We start from the raw sequence: 16339 nt of genomic DNA on the forward strand, positions 1-16339 counted from the left end.
GTCATGCACGAAGGCTCGCTTACGCCACTTCGCGACTGTCTTGGGGTTCAGTCCATGCTGGGCGGCAAGATCTTTGAGCGGAGCTTTCGATCGCTGTAGCGTTGCTCTGACCGCGTGCGTGGTCGTGGCGCAGCCGTGAAGAACCTGTCCCATAACGCCTCCCGGTGTGCGGCGGTTACAGCTAAATTGATGCCACCACACCGCGGGACTGCACAACTAGTGGCTCGTACGACTATCACAAGGACGAGGGCGGCTTCTGGGGCTCGCTCAAGGACTTCTTCATGCCGGAAGAGGATCGCTACGCCTACAGCGAGGGTCTGAGCCGCGGTGGCACGCTGCTGACGGTGCAGACGGATCAGGCGCGGCTTGAGACCGCCTACGACATCTTGGAGCAGAACGGCTCGGTCGATCTCGACCAGCGTGAAGCCTCCTGGCGCAAGGAGGGTTGGAGCGGATACTCGGCGACGGGTGGATCGAGCGCCGTAAGTGGCGCGACGGCAGGGACGACGGGTGAGGCGACCTACGCCTCCGGTGAGCGCTCGACAGCGGGAGTGGCGGGCGAGAAGGACTACATTCCCGTGGTTGAGGAGCGGCTCAACGTCGGCAAGCGCGTGGCTGAGGCCGGCCGCGTGCGGGTGCGCTCCTACGTCGTCGAGAAGCCGATCGAGGAGCAGGTGACGCTGCGCGACGAGACTGTGCACGTCGACCGGCGCACGGTCGACCGGCCGGTGACCGCCGCCGACGAGGCCTTGTTCGAGAACAAGACCATCGAGGCGACAGAGCTGCGCGAGCAGGCTGTGGTGTCGAAAGACGCCCGCGTGGTCGAAGAGGTCGGCATTCGCAAGGAAGCCGGACAGCGTACTGAGACGGTAACCGACAAGGTTCGCCGGACCGAGGTTGAGGTCGAGGACGAGCGCGGCAATGTCAGCCGCACTGGCACTACCGGCACGACCACCGGCACCACGCCGCGCAAGCCCGTCTGACCCGCTTCACCGGAACCGCCCGGCGCTTCTCAGCGCTGGGCGGCCCAGCTCGCGCTTCGCCGACATTCAGGCCGGCTGCCGCGCTCTTGCGACCTCACAAGAAAACAGGATCTCGCCATGCCGCTCGACCGTACGCTCCTCATCCTACTGCCGCTGCTCGCAGCCACGCCGGTTCTCGCCCAAACCACCGTCACCGGTCAGCCGGCCACCGGCGGCGCGTCGAGCGCGACCTCCGGCGGGCAGAAGGCCGTGACGCGGCCCAACACCGATCACGCTCAGGACGGCAAGCCGGCGAGCACAGGGGCGCTCGCGAGCGTCAAGCTGGAGAAGGGCGCCAACAGCTTCACCGAGGGCGAAGCGCGTCGGCGTCTGGAGAAGGCCGGCTTCCATGACGTCAAGGATCTGAAGAAGGACGCTGACGGCATCTGGGGCGGCACCGCGATGATGGACGGCAAGCCGACCACCGTCGGCCTCGACTTCAAGGGCAACGTCGCCGTTCGATAGCCGCACACCGCACCCGGCCAGTCTCTCAGATCGTCATCACCACCGGAGTTTGCCATGACCACACGCACGCTGACCGCGCTCTACGATCGCTATGAAGATGCTACGACGGCGGTGACAAAGCTGGAGGCTGCGGGCATCCCGCACGCCGACATCAGCCTCGTCAGCAACAAGTCGGAGACCTCGGCGGACGGTGATGGTCGTACGGCTGAGCACGCCGCGACAGGGACGGGAACCGGTGCGACGCTTGGGACGGTTCTCGGTGGTGGCGCGGGGCTGCTCGCCGGCCTGGGGCTGATGGCGATCCCCGGCGTCGGTCCGGTCGTGGCGGCGGGATGGCTCGTGGCGACGCTGACCGGAGCGGGCATCGGCGCGGCCGCGGGTGGGCTCGCCGGTTCTCTGGCCGGTGCAGGTGTGAGCGAGGGCGATGCGCATGCCTACTCCGAAGGCGTGCGCCGGGGTGGGTCGCTACTGACCGTGCGCACCGACGAGGCCCGCTCGGGCGCCGTCGAGCGCATCCTTGAGGAGCACGGCGCTGTCGACCTCGACGAGCGCACCCAGGGCTGGCAGCGCGAAGGCTGGACGGGCCGGGCTTCAGATGCGGCCGAACCCGCTCGCATCAGCGCCGACACGTCAACGCTCATCGGGTCCGATGCCGCCGCGGGATCAGCTGTGCGCCAGAACGATGCCGTGAGTGGCGGTGTTTCGTCGGTCGAAGGCGCTGTGTCGGGGGCTCGGCGGGTTCGTGTCTACAACCACCCGCTCTGAGGCGTGGCCCCGCTGGTGAGCGCCTGCAGTGCCTCCGATAGTTCGTAGCGGCTGACGAGGCAGAGCCGCGGCTGCGGGGCTGAACGTGCCAGCCTCATCTCCAAGTCGCTCGGTCGGCGTCGAAGTATTCGTATCAGGAGCAATCATCATGGGTCTTCTCGATAGCATCATAGGTAGTGCGCTCGGCGGCAATGCGGGCCAGCAGCAAGGTGCAGGTGCAAACCCGCTTGCCGGCATCCTGATGACCTTGCTCGCAGCCAAGGCCGGCGGCACTGCCGGGGGGGCTCGGCAACATCTTGGGCAATCTAGAAGGCGGCGCTGGCCCGGGCGGCTACAGTCAGGGCAACGCCGGCCCGGGCGGCGGCCTCGGTGGTCTGCTCGGAGGAGCTGGTGGTCTCGGCGGCTTGGTGGAGCAGTTCACCCGCGCCGGGCACGGCGACACGATCAATTCTTGGATCGGCTCGGGGCAGAACCAGTCGATCGCCCCACACGATCTCGGCGCCGCACTCGGGCCGGAGACGGTGGGGCAGCTCTCCCAGCAGACCGGCATGGGCAGCAACGACCTCCTGTCCCAGCTCTCGCGCCTACTGCCAGGCGTGGTCGACCAGCTCACCCCGCAGGCGCGCCTGCCGACCGAGCATGAGCAAGCTCACTGGTAAGCTGCCGGCTGCTGGCGGCCGTTCAGGTCATGAGACTTTGAACCTGTGCAAGCATGGAGGTTAAGATGGATGAGAACCGTATTACCGGCGCCGCCAAGGAACTCGGCGGCAAGGTTGAGGGCAAAGTCGGCGACCTCACTGGCGATCGCGGCACCCAAGCTGAGGGCAAAGTGACGGAGCTGAAGGGCACGGCCGAGAACCTCGTCGGGCAAGCAAAGGACACCCTGCGCGACGCGGCGGGTCAGGCAACGGAGTTCGCACAGAGCACCCTGAAGCAGGGACGCGAGCGCTTCCCCGAAGCAGAGCGCGTCTACCGGCAGGGCAACGAGGCTCTGGGTTCGTACGCCAAAGACGCGCCACTCCTGCTCGCCGCGATGGCGGGCGCGATCGGCTACCTTCTCGCCATGGTGATCCACGGACGTCGTTAGACCTGCGGCTCATCGATCGCCGCCCTCGCCACCACCTCTATGCAGTGGGCCGCCGCATGATCGACAGCACCGACAAGCTCGAACGTGAGATCGAAGCCGGTCGATCGCGGCTCGATGCCACTCTCAGCAAGCTCCAGGACCGCCTACATCCCGCGGCGGTCGCGGACGAGTTGATCGGAGTTGGACGGCGTAGCGGTGCTAGCAGCAACCTCTACGATGTCGCGCTCGCTACCCTGCGGGGCAACCCGATCCCGATCCTGCTGATCGGGGCGGGAGTGGCGTGGCTCGTGTCGAGCACCAGACGAGGTGCACACGCCATGCCTCCAGAGCGACATCCGGTTCCGATGAGAGACCCTGGAGCCCTGCAGCGGCGCAGGAACGCACGGATCTACCCCGCGCCAGGGTAACCTTTTGATGAACTCCTCGCGCGAAACAGCGCCACAGGACGATCACGGCGCAACGTTCTTAATCTAACCGCCTTCATAGCAAAGGAAACAGGCCTGGCCCTGTGTATCTACTCGGCATCGTTGACCGGCGGAACGAACAGCCTAAACACCATCTCAGACGGAATGTCGATAGCGCCGACCAACTAAGTAGCATCACTCTGCTTGCTCTTTCTATCGCTGGAGCGAGCGCGGCACCTACCCTGGTCCGGCTCATCATCGGCTGAGTTCAGCCGGGGGTTCGTTTTTGAATACGGTGGATGTCGCCGCGAGGACTAAGTTCTGATCGACTATGTTCGCTCCGACTTCTCGCTCTCGTACGACATCTAACGCAGCTCCCGCACCCCGGACTCCGACAGCAACGCGCGCTCACGCGGCAGGGATAACGCGCGACATGCCTCGGCCAAGCGGCACCGAAACGCAGCGGTCGACGTTTATGGCGCAACGTCGTCCCGACCATCGCGCTCGGCGATGTGGATCAGGGGGTGCCCCAGCGAAGATGGATCGGCCCAGCGTCATCATCGGAATTCACGGACTGGCCAACAAGCCGCCGGTCGATGAGAAGACGCGTTGGTGGCGGGCGGCCATCTCGGAAGGGCTCGCACGGAACGAGGGGCTTGCGAACGCGGAGTTCGACCTTGAATTCGTCTACTGGGCCGACCTCCGCTACGACGCGCCGCTCTCGGGCGAGGAGCTGATCGAGCCCTACCGCCCACATGACGGCACGGGTCCGCTGCCCAGCCTGGAGGACGCCCCGTCGGCGACCGTCCAGGACGTGCTTGCGACCGTGTACGAGGGCATCGACCGCGTCGAGACGATGACCGGGATCACCCTCGTCGACGACCTCATCCTGGAATACCGCTTCGACGACCTCTGGCACTACCACGCCGAGCAATCGTTCGCCCGCCAGGTGCGGGGGCGCCTGATCGAGCGGCTGCGCACGTTCCGCGACCGCCGTATCCTCCTCGTCGCCCACTCCATGGGTTCGGTCATCGCCTATGACGCGCTTCGCTTCCTGGGACGCGAGGACCCGGGATTGCGGGTCGAGCACCTGGTCACGGTCGGCTCACCGCTCGGGCTGGCGAAGGTGAAGCTGAAGGTCGAGGAGGAGTTCGGCGATCTTCGGGTGCCGGGCAACGTCGCGCGTTGGACGAATCTCGCGGACGGCAACGACATCGTGGCCGCGACCGGCGACCTCCGGCCCGATTACGCTTGCGAAGGCGGAGTAGAGGTCGTCGACCTGCGCGTGGTGAACGACTACCGACGCCCCGACGGCGAGGCCAACCACCACAAGTCCTACGGCTACCTTCGCACGCCCGAGTTCTCGCGCATCGCCAGCCGGTTCACCGAGCCGGTTCCTGTCCGAGCCCCTCGCGGCGTCAATCGTACGGCGAAGGGCCAGGACCGAGAGACCGCCTCCGTCCAGGCAACGCATGCCGTATCAGACCATGAAACAGGGCGTTCCATGGCCGGTAGTTCGAGCCCGTAGACCCCAGCAGGGTTTGAGCGACCTCAGGCGCCTATCGCCGAAGGCGGCCAGACCGGTTCGTCGGAGTGCTCACGGCTATGGGAATATGCACCTGATCGCACGCGAACCAGCGAGCCCGGCGAGCGTTGCCGCACACAACCCGAGGATGAACCTATCATGCAGCAGCGCTGGCCGACCCGGTTATGGATCGAGCGACACGGCGAGAGCGCCGGGAACGTCGCCGCAGATGCCGCGCACGGCGCGAGCCTGGCCCGCACCGACRTCACGGAACGGGACGCCGACGAATCCAACAGCACAAGCAGCGAACGTCAGGCCGCCCTCCTCGGTCGTTATCGAGGGGTGAACGAAGGACTCAGGCGAACTCCATCTCGCGGGCAACATCGGCCACGTAGGCCGAGATGCGCACGCTTGCCCGTGTGTTCGGGGCATCAATGATGAAGCCGACGCCGCCAGAGGAGGCGTCGTAGCGACGGATGGCGGATTCGGCCATGAGCGCCGCCTCACGCTCCGACGGTGCATACAGGGTGCGTCGGTCACCGCGGATGCAGAGGGTGATGCGGAAGCTGCCGCGCTTCATGGTGATCCGCTCCGGCTTCGCTGCCCCCGCCGCGGGAGACTTCGGTCTCAGAGACGGCTTAGGCGGCAAATCGGTTCCGAGATCTAGCAGTGAGCTGCCTCGGCAACTCTCCTATCCGCCGAGATCGACCTGTAGGGGTCCTCAGGAATGCATCCGCAGGCCCGACTTTGCGGGCGTGCCTCGAACAAGCGGGTCGAGCTTGGGCCGAAATGCCGGGGCCGACGTTATTGGAGGACGTGCCGCGAATGGTCGGCGCAGCGTCGAGGAGCTCACGCCGCATGCCGACCGAAAACGCCGTGGCCCCGCGTCAGCCCGCCCACGTCCCGCCGCCCTCCGTTCCAGGGCTGAATGGCCTGCTGGCCCTCGCGGTCGGTGTGGTGCTCATCGCGGCCCTGTACTTCGGGCGCGAAGTCTTCATCCCGCTCGTGCTGGCGGTGCTCCTTAGTTTCGTCCTGGCCCCCGTGGTCAACTTGCTGCGGCGGATTAAGCTCGGACGCGTGCCGTCCGTCATCGTCGCCGTCCTGCTCGCGCTCGGCGTTATCGGCGGCATCGGCACACTTATCGGTACGCAGGTCGCGGGGCTCGCCGGTAACCTCCCACAGTACCAGGCCACCGTGCAGATGAAGTTCGCCGGGCTGCAGCAGGGCTGGCTCGGCGAGGCCAACCGGGTGGTCGCGAAGCTCAGCCATCAGGTTCACGACGCGACGCAGAAGGCCGAGGTAGCCGGGACAACCGTCGCAGCTGGTCCAGCCAGCGACACCCCGAAGCCGCAGCTGGTACGGGTTCAGGAGCCCGAGATCTCACCCCTGGCCCTGGCCGAGAAGGTGCTCGGACCGATTTTCGAACCACTTACGACCGTGGGCATCGTCCTCGTCGTCGTCGTGTTCCTGCTCCTCCAGCGCGAGGATCTGCGCGACCGCATGATCCGCCTGTTCGGGTCGAGTGACCTGCATCGTACGACGATGGCTATGGACGACGCCGCGGGCCGGCTCGGCACCTACTTCCTCGCCCAGCTCGGCATGAACGCGGCATTCGGCATCCTGGTCGGCTTCGGCCTATGGTTCATCGGTGTGCCGAGCCCGATCCTGTGGGGCGTGTTCTCGGCCCTAATGCGGTTCGTTCCCTACATTGGCTCCTTCATCTCGGGCATCCTCCCGGTAGCCCTGGCCGCCGCCGTTGATCCGGGCTGGTCGATGGTCATCGCGACCGCGGCGCTGTTCCTGATCGCCGAACCGATCTTCGGACAGGTGATCGAGCCGCTGCTCTACGGCCACTCCACCGGGCTCTCGCCCTTCGCGGTGATCGTTTCGACCCTGTTCTGGGGTTTCCTGTGGGGGCCGATCGGCCTGATCCTCGCCACCCCGTTCACCGTCTGCCTCGTCGTGCTCGGCCGACACGTCGACAGCCTGGAGTTCTTCGACGTCCTGCTGGGCGACCGGCCGCCGCTGACGCCAGTGGAGAACTTCTACCAGCGCATGCTGGCCGGCGACCCGGACGAGGCGCAGGAACAGGCGGAGTTGCTGCTCAAGGAGCGCTCTTTGTCCTCCTACTACGACGAGGTGGCTCTGAAGGCGCTGCAACTCGCCGCGAATGATTACCAGCGCGGTGTGCTGGGTGTGTCGCAGCTCGACATTATCAAGTCCCTCACCCAATCCCTGGTCGAGGAGTTCGCCAAACGACCTGACGAGGAACCCAAAGACAAGAAGGACGGGGCCGCGAGCGCGGAAACGTCACTTGCCGAGAAGACGCACCCGAAAAACGAGGCCGTGCCAGGATCGGCGCCGCCTTTGGAGCGCCGACCACCGCTGTGGCGCGGTGAGGCCCCGGTGATGTGCATCGCGGGCCGGGGTCCTCTGGACGAGGCGGCCTCCTCCATGCTCGCACAGCTCCTGGGCAAGCACGGCATAGGAGCGCGCGTTGTTCCGCACGAGGCGGTCTCCCGCAGCAACGTTCGAAGCCTCGATGTGAGCGGGGTGGCGATGGTGTGCATCTCCTACCTCGACATCAGCGGCAACCCGGCCCACCTGCGCTACCTTCTGCAGCGCTTGCACGAGAAGCTTCCGGGCAAGCCGCTCCTCGTTGGCTTGTGGCCCGCCGAGGACGCGATCCTCACAGACCAAGCACTTCGCAAGCAGGTCGGAGCAGACTACTACGTCGTCTCCTTGCGGAGCGCCGTGGACGCGTGTCTGGAGGTCCTGGGCAAGGCGTGCGATACCGCCTCCCGTTCCAACGAGCCGAACGTAGTCCCTCTCAGGACTGAGCAGCCCGCCGTCTGACAAGGCTGCCAGATCACACCTCGTGCGCTGCATTTACAAAGCCGCAGGCCATCCGCGTGGTCAAACATCATGGATACGGGACGGGGTTCCACCGATAGCGGGATGCTGCCGCTGATAGGGGCTTGGAATGAGGGCAAGTCTGAACCGATTATGCTGCACGTGCGTCCGTGCTGATCCGGCACGCAGTGCTCGACGGTAACGATGAAGGCGTCCGCAGCTCCGGCCACCTCACCTTTCGTGCCGTCGGGTTGGCCGCCCGTGCTGCTCGTCAGCCCTGGGCCAAATGGCGGTTGGCTCGTTCAGGAAATGCACGGGATGATCGGCGGCCAGTTCAGAAGCCGTAAGGCCGCCCTGAGTTTCGCTAGGTCCGAAAGCCGCTTCCGCCTCGGGCGAGTGGTCGAGTTCCCGGCGAGCTGATCCCGCCGCCCGGAGTTCCAAGCCAGACCGGCACATCTCATCCCGCAGTTAGGCGACAGGCGAGGGGTCGCCCTCCGTGAACTCGCGCCAGAGCAGCATCAGCGCCGCCATGACAGCCGGGCCGACGAACAGGCCCAGGAGGCCAAGCGTCTCCACGCCACCCAAGATGCCCAGCAGCACCCAGAGAAATGGCAGGCGGGTCGTGCCGCCGATCAAGGCCGGGCGGACGAAGTGATCGGCCACGAAGGTGACCACCAGCCCCACAATGACCACTACGATGGCGGGTATGGCCGAACCTTGAGCGAATAGGATCAAGGCCGCGGTCCCGAAGACAAGGGGTGCCCCGAACGGGATCATCGCCGCCACTGCCGTCAGGGCGCCAAGCAGGATCGGGTGAGGTACCCCGGCGAAGTAATAGGTGACCCCGAGGAGGAAGCCCTCCCCGATGCCGACCAGCACCAGGCCGTCGACGGTGCCATGGACTGAAGCCACCATCTGCCGACCCACGCGCTCTCCGCGGGGACCAAACAGCCTGGTGCTGGCCGTAATGGCTTGCTCGCGAACGGTCCGGCCTTCGCGAAACAGGAAGAACAGGGTCACCAAGGTAAATCCGAATAGGATCGCGCGGTGCAGAACCTGTGCCCCGGCCGTGCGGCTGAGATCGCGCATGGATGAGGTGTTGAAACGCTCCAACAGGTCGTGTGACCACCCCGCATGGGCAAGGTTTTCGTTCCACCAGTTCGTCACCGAGCTAGCGCCAAAGGGGAGGCGCGCCACGACATCAGGTACGGGAACGCCGGATTCCTCGACGCTGCGGCTGTACTCCAAGAGGGCATGTGCCTCATGCGCAGCCTCGACGGCTAGGACAACAAACGGCACCAGAAAGACTAGGGCGACAAGCGCGGTGAAGAGGGTCGGCAGGAGAAGGTTGTGGCGGCCCGGCGGAAAGCGATGTTCGGCCTTGCGGTAGAGCGGCCAGAGCGCGATGCCCAGGATCGTGCCCCAGACTAGGGCCGGCAGGAAGTGGTGCAGGATGTAGAGGCCGAGCGCCGTCAGGACCAGCACGAGAGCCACTCGAGCCGCCCTCTGCGCGCCGGGTGCAGGCGGATCCGCCGAGACCGGAGCGGGGCGCCGTATCGGCGTCGGAGTTGTATCTCTCATTTGGGCCAGCCTGTTTGTCCGAGGCTGGCCAGCACGCGGCGCGGCTCAGCCAGCAGGAAACGCTTGGAGGCATGGCCAGTTTCCATGGATGCTGCTTCCGAGCCCGTTTAGATCTGTCCCATGTTCACAGCCTGACGCTTCAGGCGAGCTGCCCACCCTCGTCGGCAACCTGGGTGGCGGCCTGGGCTCGACGACAGCTTGGCTGCGGCAACGCTTGGGGCGGATCCGTCGGGAGCGGAACGACGAGGATTTCGCCTTGTCATCTTTCGGCTCCTCGGCAAGCCCAGGGGTCGCAGCGAGGCTCGAGGTCAGCAACATGGCGAGAGCGGATTGCGAGATGCATCTCGCCAACAGAGCGTGCCCGATCATCACCCTGCGGCCTTCCCCGACTGATGCGCAACGAGGAGTAGACGCGCAGCCGGGTGCCCGCTTGTTACAGAACGGCAACGCTAAGCGAAAACGCTACAGTGAAGGGATGAATGAGCAGGGGTGGCGTAATCGGCGGCTCTTAAGCTGCGATCAGGCCTGAGCCGAGGTCCGCTTCGGAGATGCTGACGAAGGCCGTCATATGGCTGTAATGGGCGCCAAGCCGAATGTCCGGTTCTGCGCGCGCTGAGGACCCGGCGAGACGTAGTCTGGCCGAATGCCGACGGTCTGCTTCCGGCGACTGAAGCGGTGAAGAGGACATTCGATGCGGCTCGGCTAGAGGGCTCAAAGTGACCTTTCTCCGGCTTTCGGTAGGGCGTCGGTAACTCTTCATCCGTCAATGCGCCACCCGCTAACCCATCGCAAGCCGCCCGGGACGTATTTTAAGAGAGGAACCGGGGAGCCATCTTTCGATGGGGAACCAGAATTTCATGGATGTGATCTACCTTGGTTTCGTGCAAGAATAGACCGGCCTGCACGTCGTGTTTCGCGAGAGCGAGCAAGCAATGGCTAAAGTCGCGCCTTTAGCGCTCCACGTTCCAGAGCCAGCTGTCCGGCCGGGCGGGGTCCCGGATTTTTCCAGCGTCAAAATCCCCAAGGCCGGGTCGGTCCCGCGTCCCGACGTCGATACCGGTTCGGAAGCGATCCGGGATCTGGCCTTCTCGATCATCCGCGTCCTGAATCGCGAGGGTGAGGCGGTGGGGCCGTGGGCCGGCTTGCTCAGCGACGATGAGCTCCGGGGCGGCCTGCGGGATATGATGACTCTGCGCACCTTCGATGCGCGGATGCTGCTCAGCCAGCGGCAGGGCAAGACGTCCTTCTACATGCAGCACCTCGGTGAGGAGGCCGTGAGCTGCGCCTTTCAGAAGGCCCTCGCGCCGGGAGACATGAACTTCCCTACGTACCGGCAGGCCGGGCTCCTGATTGCGAGCGGCTATCCGCTGGTGACCATGGTATGTCAAATCTACTCGAACGTGAAAGATCCGTTGAAAGGCCGCCAGCTGCCGGTTCTGTATTCGTCAAAAGAGCACGGGTTCTTTACGGTATCGGGAAACCTTGCGACGCAATATGTGCAGGCGGTCGGGTGGGCGATGGCCTCCGCGATCAGGCGGGACACGAAGATCGCGGCGGCCTGGATTGGGGACGGCTCGACGGCCGAGTCGGACTTTCACGCCGCACTCGTCTTCGCGTCGACCTATAAAGCCCCTGTCGTGCTCAACATCGTCAACAACCAGTGGGCGATCTCGACCTTCCAGGGCATTGCCCGAGGCGGGGCAGGAACCTTCGCGGCGCGCGGCCTGGGGTTCGGCATCCCGGCGCTCCGGGTCGACGGCAACGATTACCTGGCCGTCTATGCGGCTGCCAAATGGGCCATCGCGCGGGCCCGGCGCAATCTCGGGCCGACGCTCATTGAGTATGTGACCTACCGCGTCGGAGCTCACTCGACGTCGGATGACCCCTCGGCCTACCGTCCGAAGGCCGAATCCGACGCCTGGCCGCTCGGCGATCCGGTCATTCGGTTGAAGAACCACCTGATCCGGCGCCGCGCGTGGTCCGAGGAGCGGCACAAGCAGGCGGAGGCCGAGATCCTCGAGTTGGTGATCGCGGCGCAGAAGGAGGCGGAGAGTTTTGGGACGCTCCATTCCGTCTCGAGGCCGTCTGCGCGGGAGATGTTCGAGGGCGTCTACGCCGAGATGCCGCCGCACCTGCTCCGTCAACGCCAGCAGGCCGGAGTGTAGGCCATGCCGCGCATGTCGATGGTCGAAGCCATCCGCGACGCGATGGACGTGATGATGGCACGCGACGAGAGCGTCGTCGTCTTCGGTGAGGATGTCGGCTATTTCGGCGGCGTCTTCCGCTGCACCTACGAGCTTCAACAGAAATACGGAACGTCGCGCTGCTTCGACGCGCCCGTCAGCGAATCCGGGATCGTGGGAACGGCCGTCGGCATGGCTGCCTACGGCCTGCGGCCCTGCGTCGAGATCCAATTCGCCGATTACGTGTACCCGGCCTACGACCAGATCGTGTCGGAGGCCGCGCGGCTGCGGTATCGCTCGAACGGCGAGTTCACCTGTCCCTTGGTTATCCGCATGCCGACGGGCGGCGGCATCTTCGGCGGACAGACCCACAGCCAGAGCCCGGAGGCGCTCTTCACCCACGTCTCGGGGCTCAAGACTGTCGTCCCCTCAAACCCCTACGATGCCAAGGGGCTGCTCATCGCGGCGATCGAGGATCCGGATCCCGTGATCTTCCTCGAGCCGAAGCGGCTCTACAACGGTCCCTTCGACGGGCATCACGAGCGCCCCGTCACGCCCTGGTCGAAGCACGCGGCCAGCGAAGTTCCGGCCGGCCACTTCGCTCTCCCGCTCGGAAAGGCGTCCATCGTTCGGGCGGGAACGGACGTCACGGTGCTGGCCTACGGGACGATGGTGCATGTCGCGCAGGCGGCCGCCACGGAGACGGGCATCGACGCCGAGATCATCGATCTGCGTACCCTGGTTCCATACGATCTCGACACGATGGTGGCCTCCGTCTCCAAGACCGGTCGCTGCGTGGTCATCCAGGAGGCGACGCTGACGTCAGGGTTCGGCGCGGAACTGGCAGCCCTCATCCAGGAGACCTGCTTCTACCATCTTGAGGCGCCGGTCGCCCGAGTTGCCGGATGGGACACGCCCTATCCGCACGCGCAGGAATGGGACTACTTCCCCGGGCCGGGACGCGTGGCGCGTGCGCTGGTCGAGACGGTGGAGGCCTGACATGGGCGAGCACCTGATCACCATGCCCGATGTCGGCGAGGGGATCGCCGAAGCCGAACTGGCCGAGTGGTTCGTGAGAGTGGGCGAGTTCGTCCATGAGGACGCCGTGCTGGCCGCCGTCACCACCGACAAGGCGACCGCGGAGATCCCCTCCCCGGTGACGGGGCAAGTCGTGTGGCTCGGGGCCGAGGCCGGCGAGGCCGTTGCTGTCGGCGCGCCGCTGATCCGCTTAGCGGTCAAGAATGCGGACGATGCAGACCAAGTCTCCGACGGCGTTCGCACCACAAACACGGGTCAGCCCTCCCCTGCGCGCGGCCGTGGTCCTGCCGCCGCGCATAGGGAGGACGAGAAGGCGATGGCGTCGCCGGCTGTCAGGCATCGCGCACGCAAGGCCGGAATCGATCTGGCTCGTGTGCCCGGCTCGGGGCCTTCCGGCCGCGTGACGCACGAGGATCTCGACGCCTATCTGACCGGTGACGCGCGCGAGACGGGAACGCCAGGCCCCAGTCCGAACACAACGGTCGAACAGATCAAAGTCACGGGTGTCCGCCGCAAGATCGCGGAGAAGATGACCCTCGCGGCCTCGCGCATTCCCCACATCACCTATGTCGAGGAGGTCGACGTCACGGCGCTCGAGGATTTCAGGGCCACGCTCAACGCGAACAGGCGCGCGGAGCGACCGAAGCTGACGCTGCTCCCGTTCCTGATGCGGGCTCTGATCAGAGCCATCGCCGAACAACCGCATCTGAACGCGCTCTACGACGATGAAGCCGGCATCCTCCACCAGCACGGCAGCGTGCATATCGGTGTCGCGACCCAAACCCCCGCGGGTCTCATCGTTCCCGTCGTCCGGCACGTGGAGGCGCGAGACGTCTGGGACTGCGCCGCCGAACTGAACCGCCTCTCGGAGGCGGCCCGAACGGGCTCAGCCACGCGGCAGGAATTGGGCGGCTCGACGATCACTGTCACCTCGCTCGGTGCCCTGGGCGGCATCGCCTCGAACCCGATCATCAACCATCCGGAGGTCGCCATCATCGGCGTCAACAAGATCGCGATGCGGCCGGTCTGGAACGGGGCGGCGTTCATCCCGCGCAAGATGATGAACCTGTCGTCGAGCTTCGACCATCGCGTCATCGACGGCTGGGATGCGGCCGTATTCGTCCAGCGGATCAAGACGCTCTTGGAAACGCCGGCTCTGATCTTCGTGGATGCGTAGCTCGGTACCGCCTCGTACCGGATGCCTGCCCTGAGGCCATCCGGCTTGCACGCGGTCCCGGCCTCACGCCTTGCCCCGAGGGGCGCCCCGGTCGAAGCGCTCCAGCAGCCGCTCGGCGCGGCGTAGGTGGGGACGGTCGAGCATGGCCCCACCCTGCCCGATAACCCCCGTCCCCGGCGAACCCGCGAAGGCCGCGGCCACGGCCCGCGCTTTGGCCAGGGCCGCCTCAGAGGGCGAGAGGGCCGCGTTGATGATGGGAACTTGGGCCGGGTGGATCGCCAACTTCCCGACGAAACCATCCCGGCGCGCCTCGCGGCATTCCCGTTCGAGCGCCGCGAGGTCCCGATAGGCGAGATGAACCGTGTCGATCGCGTCTGTCTCGGCTGCGGCCGCCGCGAGCAGGGTGAGGTCGCGCGCCAGGCGATACGAACCGGTCCAGGCGCCGGTCCCATCGCGGTTGGTCTCGGCCCCCAGATCGGCGGAGAGATCCTCCGCCCCCCAGGAGATCCCGCAGAGACGCGGATGCCCCTCGGACAGGGTCGTCAGCGCGAGGACGGCGCGGGCCGTCTCGGTGGCGATGGGCAGGATGCGCGTCGCGCCGGCAGCGATGCCGCTGGCGGCCTCGAGCCGGTAGAGATGTGCATCGAGCGCGCGGATGTCAGCGCTCATGACGGCTTTGGGCAGCACGATGCCGTAAGGTCGCGCCGGCATCACCGCCGCGAGGTCGTCCCCCGCCCAGCCTGTCCCGAGCGCGTTCACGCGCACGAAAAGCAGCGGCCCCCCGGCGGTGCTCCCGACCTCCTCCAGGAACGCGGCGGCCTGCCGGCGCGCCGCCGCCTTCCCGCTCGCGGCGACCGAATCCTCCAGGTCGACGATGAGGGCGTCGGCGCCGGCGTTCAGCGCCGTCTCGAGCTTCCGCGGCGCGTCGCCCGGAACGAACAGCAGCGCGCATCGGCGTCACGCCCCGCTCGTTGCGGGCCGACGCCGCATGAAGGCCTGCCTGCGGCACTCGGCAACCAAAATTTCGTCCTGCCGGTAGGCCCGGTGGATGAGATCGACAATCCCCGCATCGGCGCGAGCGCGCGAGATGCGTTTGGCCGCCACCTCGGTGGTCACGCGGATGGTGTCGCCTTGAAGAGCGGCGCCGGGAAGCGCACCTCGGTCATGCTGTGTAGCAGGTTGGATTTACGATCGCTGCGTGAGCAGGATTTGGTCAATACGGCAGCTCGGATCAAGCTTCCGCGCTGAACGGAGACCGAGTGCTCAGGTCTTCAGAACGACGCAGGCACCACCCACTGTGTGGATTTTTTCACATAGCACGTCAGCCTGCTCTCGGCTCTCAGCCGGTATGCGGATCCGGTAGAACGCTTGCGTCCCACGGCTGCGCAGTCGCGTGCCGATGACCATTGGGCGCGCCTGCCCGATGACCTTGGCGTAAGTTGCCTGCGCTTGCGAGAAGCTTCGCAGTGCGAGTGCCTTAGAGAAGTTGGCAGCCAGCTGAATGCCCCAAGGTCCCCAGGGCGGCGGGACCGGCTTCTCGACAGGGCTGGTACCGTGGCCGCGGGCATACCGGTCGTTGCGCGACGGTTGGCGCTCGGCGAAGCGATCAGATCGGGACGGGATTTGCAGAGCCGCGGTCACTTGCAAGCAGGTTTGGGGCGTTTCCTTCCGCGTGCCTCCCGACTTCTGAGCAGCTTCGACCTTGCGCTCTGCACCTTTCACCTTCGCGGCAGCCAGTTCCGGGGGAACGGCTTTTTGCGGCTCTCCGACGGGCCTGCTGACCTTGTCCTGCTCTCCCGTGCGCTTGGCCTCTGGTGGGGTAGCCCCATCGCTTGTGCCACCCCGCCACTCCTCGGCCGGGCTGCCGGTGATCCAGAGCACGTAGGCGCGGGTCTCAGCCGGCAAGTCGCCGCTGCCCGCCAGCCAGTTCGTCACGCGCTGCGCGCCGCCGTTGTAGGCCGCCGCTGCGAGCCCGAGATTGCCGAAGCGGCGCTTGAGGTCGGCGAGGAGATGCGCCGCTTGCGGGATCGCCTGTTCGGGATCGAACGGGTCGAGCAGGCCACGCTCCAGCGCGGTCCCTGGCATGAACTGCGCCACACCTTGCGCGCCAGCTGGGCTCACGACGCCGACGCGGAAGCTGCTCTCGCGCCAGATCAGCCGCGTTAAGAATGGCACCGGCAGGCCGCGGGTCTTAGCGGAGTCCTCGATGAGGCGGCAGAGCGCCTGCTCCACGGTCTCG

At 66.1% G+C, this 16339-nt stretch carries 16 protein-coding genes; 11 read left to right on the forward strand and 5 right to left on the reverse strand.

Annotation, left to right across the window (positions count from 1 at the left end; translation table 11 throughout):
- A partial coding sequence (locus AC1DXK_RS26255; protein WP_477299450.1) for a transposase occupies window positions 1-153 on the reverse strand: 153 nt, incomplete at its 3' end.
- A gap of 128 nt (window positions 154-281) precedes the next feature.
- On the opposite strand from AC1DXK_RS26255, the gene AC1DXK_RS26260 reads away from it, so the two are divergent.
- The 7 genes from AC1DXK_RS26260 (at window position 282) to AC1DXK_RS26290 (ending at window position 5271) form a co-directional block, all read left to right on the forward strand.
- Window positions 282-983: a YsnF/AvaK domain-containing protein gene (locus AC1DXK_RS26260; protein WP_477299436.1), complete on the forward strand. Its 702-nt coding sequence runs from the start codon at window positions 282-284 to the stop codon at window positions 981-983.
- Between the two features lie 117 nt (window positions 984-1100).
- Window positions 1101-1487, forward strand: a complete 387-nt coding sequence (locus AC1DXK_RS26265; RefSeq protein ID WP_477299437.1) for a hypothetical protein — start codon at window positions 1101-1103, stop codon at window positions 1485-1487.
- 54 nt (window positions 1488-1541) lie between these two features.
- Window positions 1542-2252 (forward strand): hypothetical protein, encoded by a 711-nt coding sequence (locus AC1DXK_RS26270; RefSeq protein ID WP_477299438.1) that lies wholly within the window; start codon window positions 1542-1544, stop codon window positions 2250-2252.
- Window positions 2253-2548: 296 nt separating this feature from the next.
- Window positions 2549-2911 (forward strand): YidB family protein, encoded by a 363-nt coding sequence (locus AC1DXK_RS26275; protein ID WP_477299439.1) that lies wholly within the window; start codon window positions 2549-2551, stop codon window positions 2909-2911.
- A gap of 65 nt (window positions 2912-2976) precedes the next feature.
- Complete coding sequence (locus AC1DXK_RS26280; protein WP_477299440.1) at window positions 2977-3339, forward strand: CsbD family protein; 363 nt, start codon at window positions 2977-2979, stop codon at window positions 3337-3339.
- 56 nt (window positions 3340-3395) lie between these two features.
- Window positions 3396-3746, forward strand: coding sequence for a DUF3618 domain-containing protein (locus tag AC1DXK_RS26285; protein WP_477299441.1), 351 nt, complete (start codon window positions 3396-3398; stop codon window positions 3744-3746).
- A 535-nt stretch (window positions 3747-4281) separates the two neighbouring features.
- Entirely contained in the window at window positions 4282-5271 is a 990-nt protein-coding gene (locus tag AC1DXK_RS26290) for an esterase/lipase family protein (protein WP_477299442.1), read from the forward strand.
- A gap of 352 nt (window positions 5272-5623) precedes the next feature.
- On the opposite strand, the gene AC1DXK_RS26295 is transcribed toward AC1DXK_RS26290, so the two are convergent.
- Window positions 5624-5848 carry a hypothetical protein gene (locus AC1DXK_RS26295; protein ID WP_477299443.1) on the reverse strand — a complete coding sequence of 75 codons (225 nt, stop codon included), beginning with the start codon at window positions 5846-5848 and terminating at the stop codon, window positions 5624-5626.
- 278 nt (window positions 5849-6126) lie between these two features.
- Between AC1DXK_RS26295 and AC1DXK_RS26300 the strand changes: the two genes are divergently transcribed.
- On the forward strand, window positions 6127-8124 hold the full coding sequence (locus tag AC1DXK_RS26300) for an AI-2E family transporter (RefSeq protein WP_477299444.1): 1998 nt from the start codon (window positions 6127-6129) through the stop codon (window positions 8122-8124).
- A 465-nt stretch (window positions 8125-8589) separates the two neighbouring features.
- On the opposite strand, the gene AC1DXK_RS26305 is transcribed toward AC1DXK_RS26300, so the two are convergent.
- Entirely contained in the window at window positions 8590-9702 is a 1113-nt protein-coding gene (locus tag AC1DXK_RS26305) for an AI-2E family transporter (protein ID WP_477299445.1), read from the reverse strand.
- A gap of 932 nt (window positions 9703-10634) precedes the next feature.
- On the opposite strand from AC1DXK_RS26305, the gene AC1DXK_RS26310 reads away from it, so the two are divergent.
- Genes AC1DXK_RS26310 through AC1DXK_RS26320 form a run of 3 tightly spaced genes read left to right on the forward strand, consistent with a single transcriptional unit; the run spans window position 10635 to window position 14100 of the window.
- Window positions 10635-11867 (forward strand): thiamine pyrophosphate-dependent enzyme, encoded by a 1233-nt coding sequence (locus AC1DXK_RS26310; protein WP_477299446.1) that lies wholly within the window; start codon window positions 10635-10637, stop codon window positions 11865-11867.
- Between the two features lie 3 nt (window positions 11868-11870).
- Window positions 11871-12884 carry an alpha-ketoacid dehydrogenase subunit beta gene (locus AC1DXK_RS26315; protein ID WP_477299447.1) on the forward strand — a complete coding sequence of 338 codons (1014 nt, stop codon included), beginning with the start codon at window positions 11871-11873 and terminating at the stop codon, window positions 12882-12884.
- Between the two features lies 1 nt (window position 12885).
- The gene (locus AC1DXK_RS26320) at window positions 12886-14100 is read left to right on the forward strand and encodes a dihydrolipoamide acetyltransferase family protein (protein WP_477299448.1); all 1215 of its coding nucleotides are present in this window, start codon (window positions 12886-12888) and stop codon (window positions 14098-14100) included.
- A gap of 63 nt (window positions 14101-14163) precedes the next feature.
- Here the strand turns inward: AC1DXK_RS26320 and AC1DXK_RS26325 are convergent, their stop codons facing one another.
- Both AC1DXK_RS26325 and AC1DXK_RS26330 read right to left on the reverse strand, forming a co-directional pair.
- A complete protein-coding gene (locus AC1DXK_RS26325; protein WP_477299451.1) occupies window positions 14164-15045 on the reverse strand; it encodes an HpcH/HpaI aldolase/citrate lyase family protein in 882 nt (293 codons plus the stop codon).
- 318 nt (window positions 15046-15363) lie between these two features.
- A partial coding sequence (locus tag AC1DXK_RS26330) for a lytic transglycosylase domain-containing protein (protein WP_477299449.1) occupies window positions 15364-16339 on the reverse strand: 976 nt, incomplete at its 5' end.

It is taken from the genome of Methylobacterium sp. P3_A11, assembly GCF_056403155.1.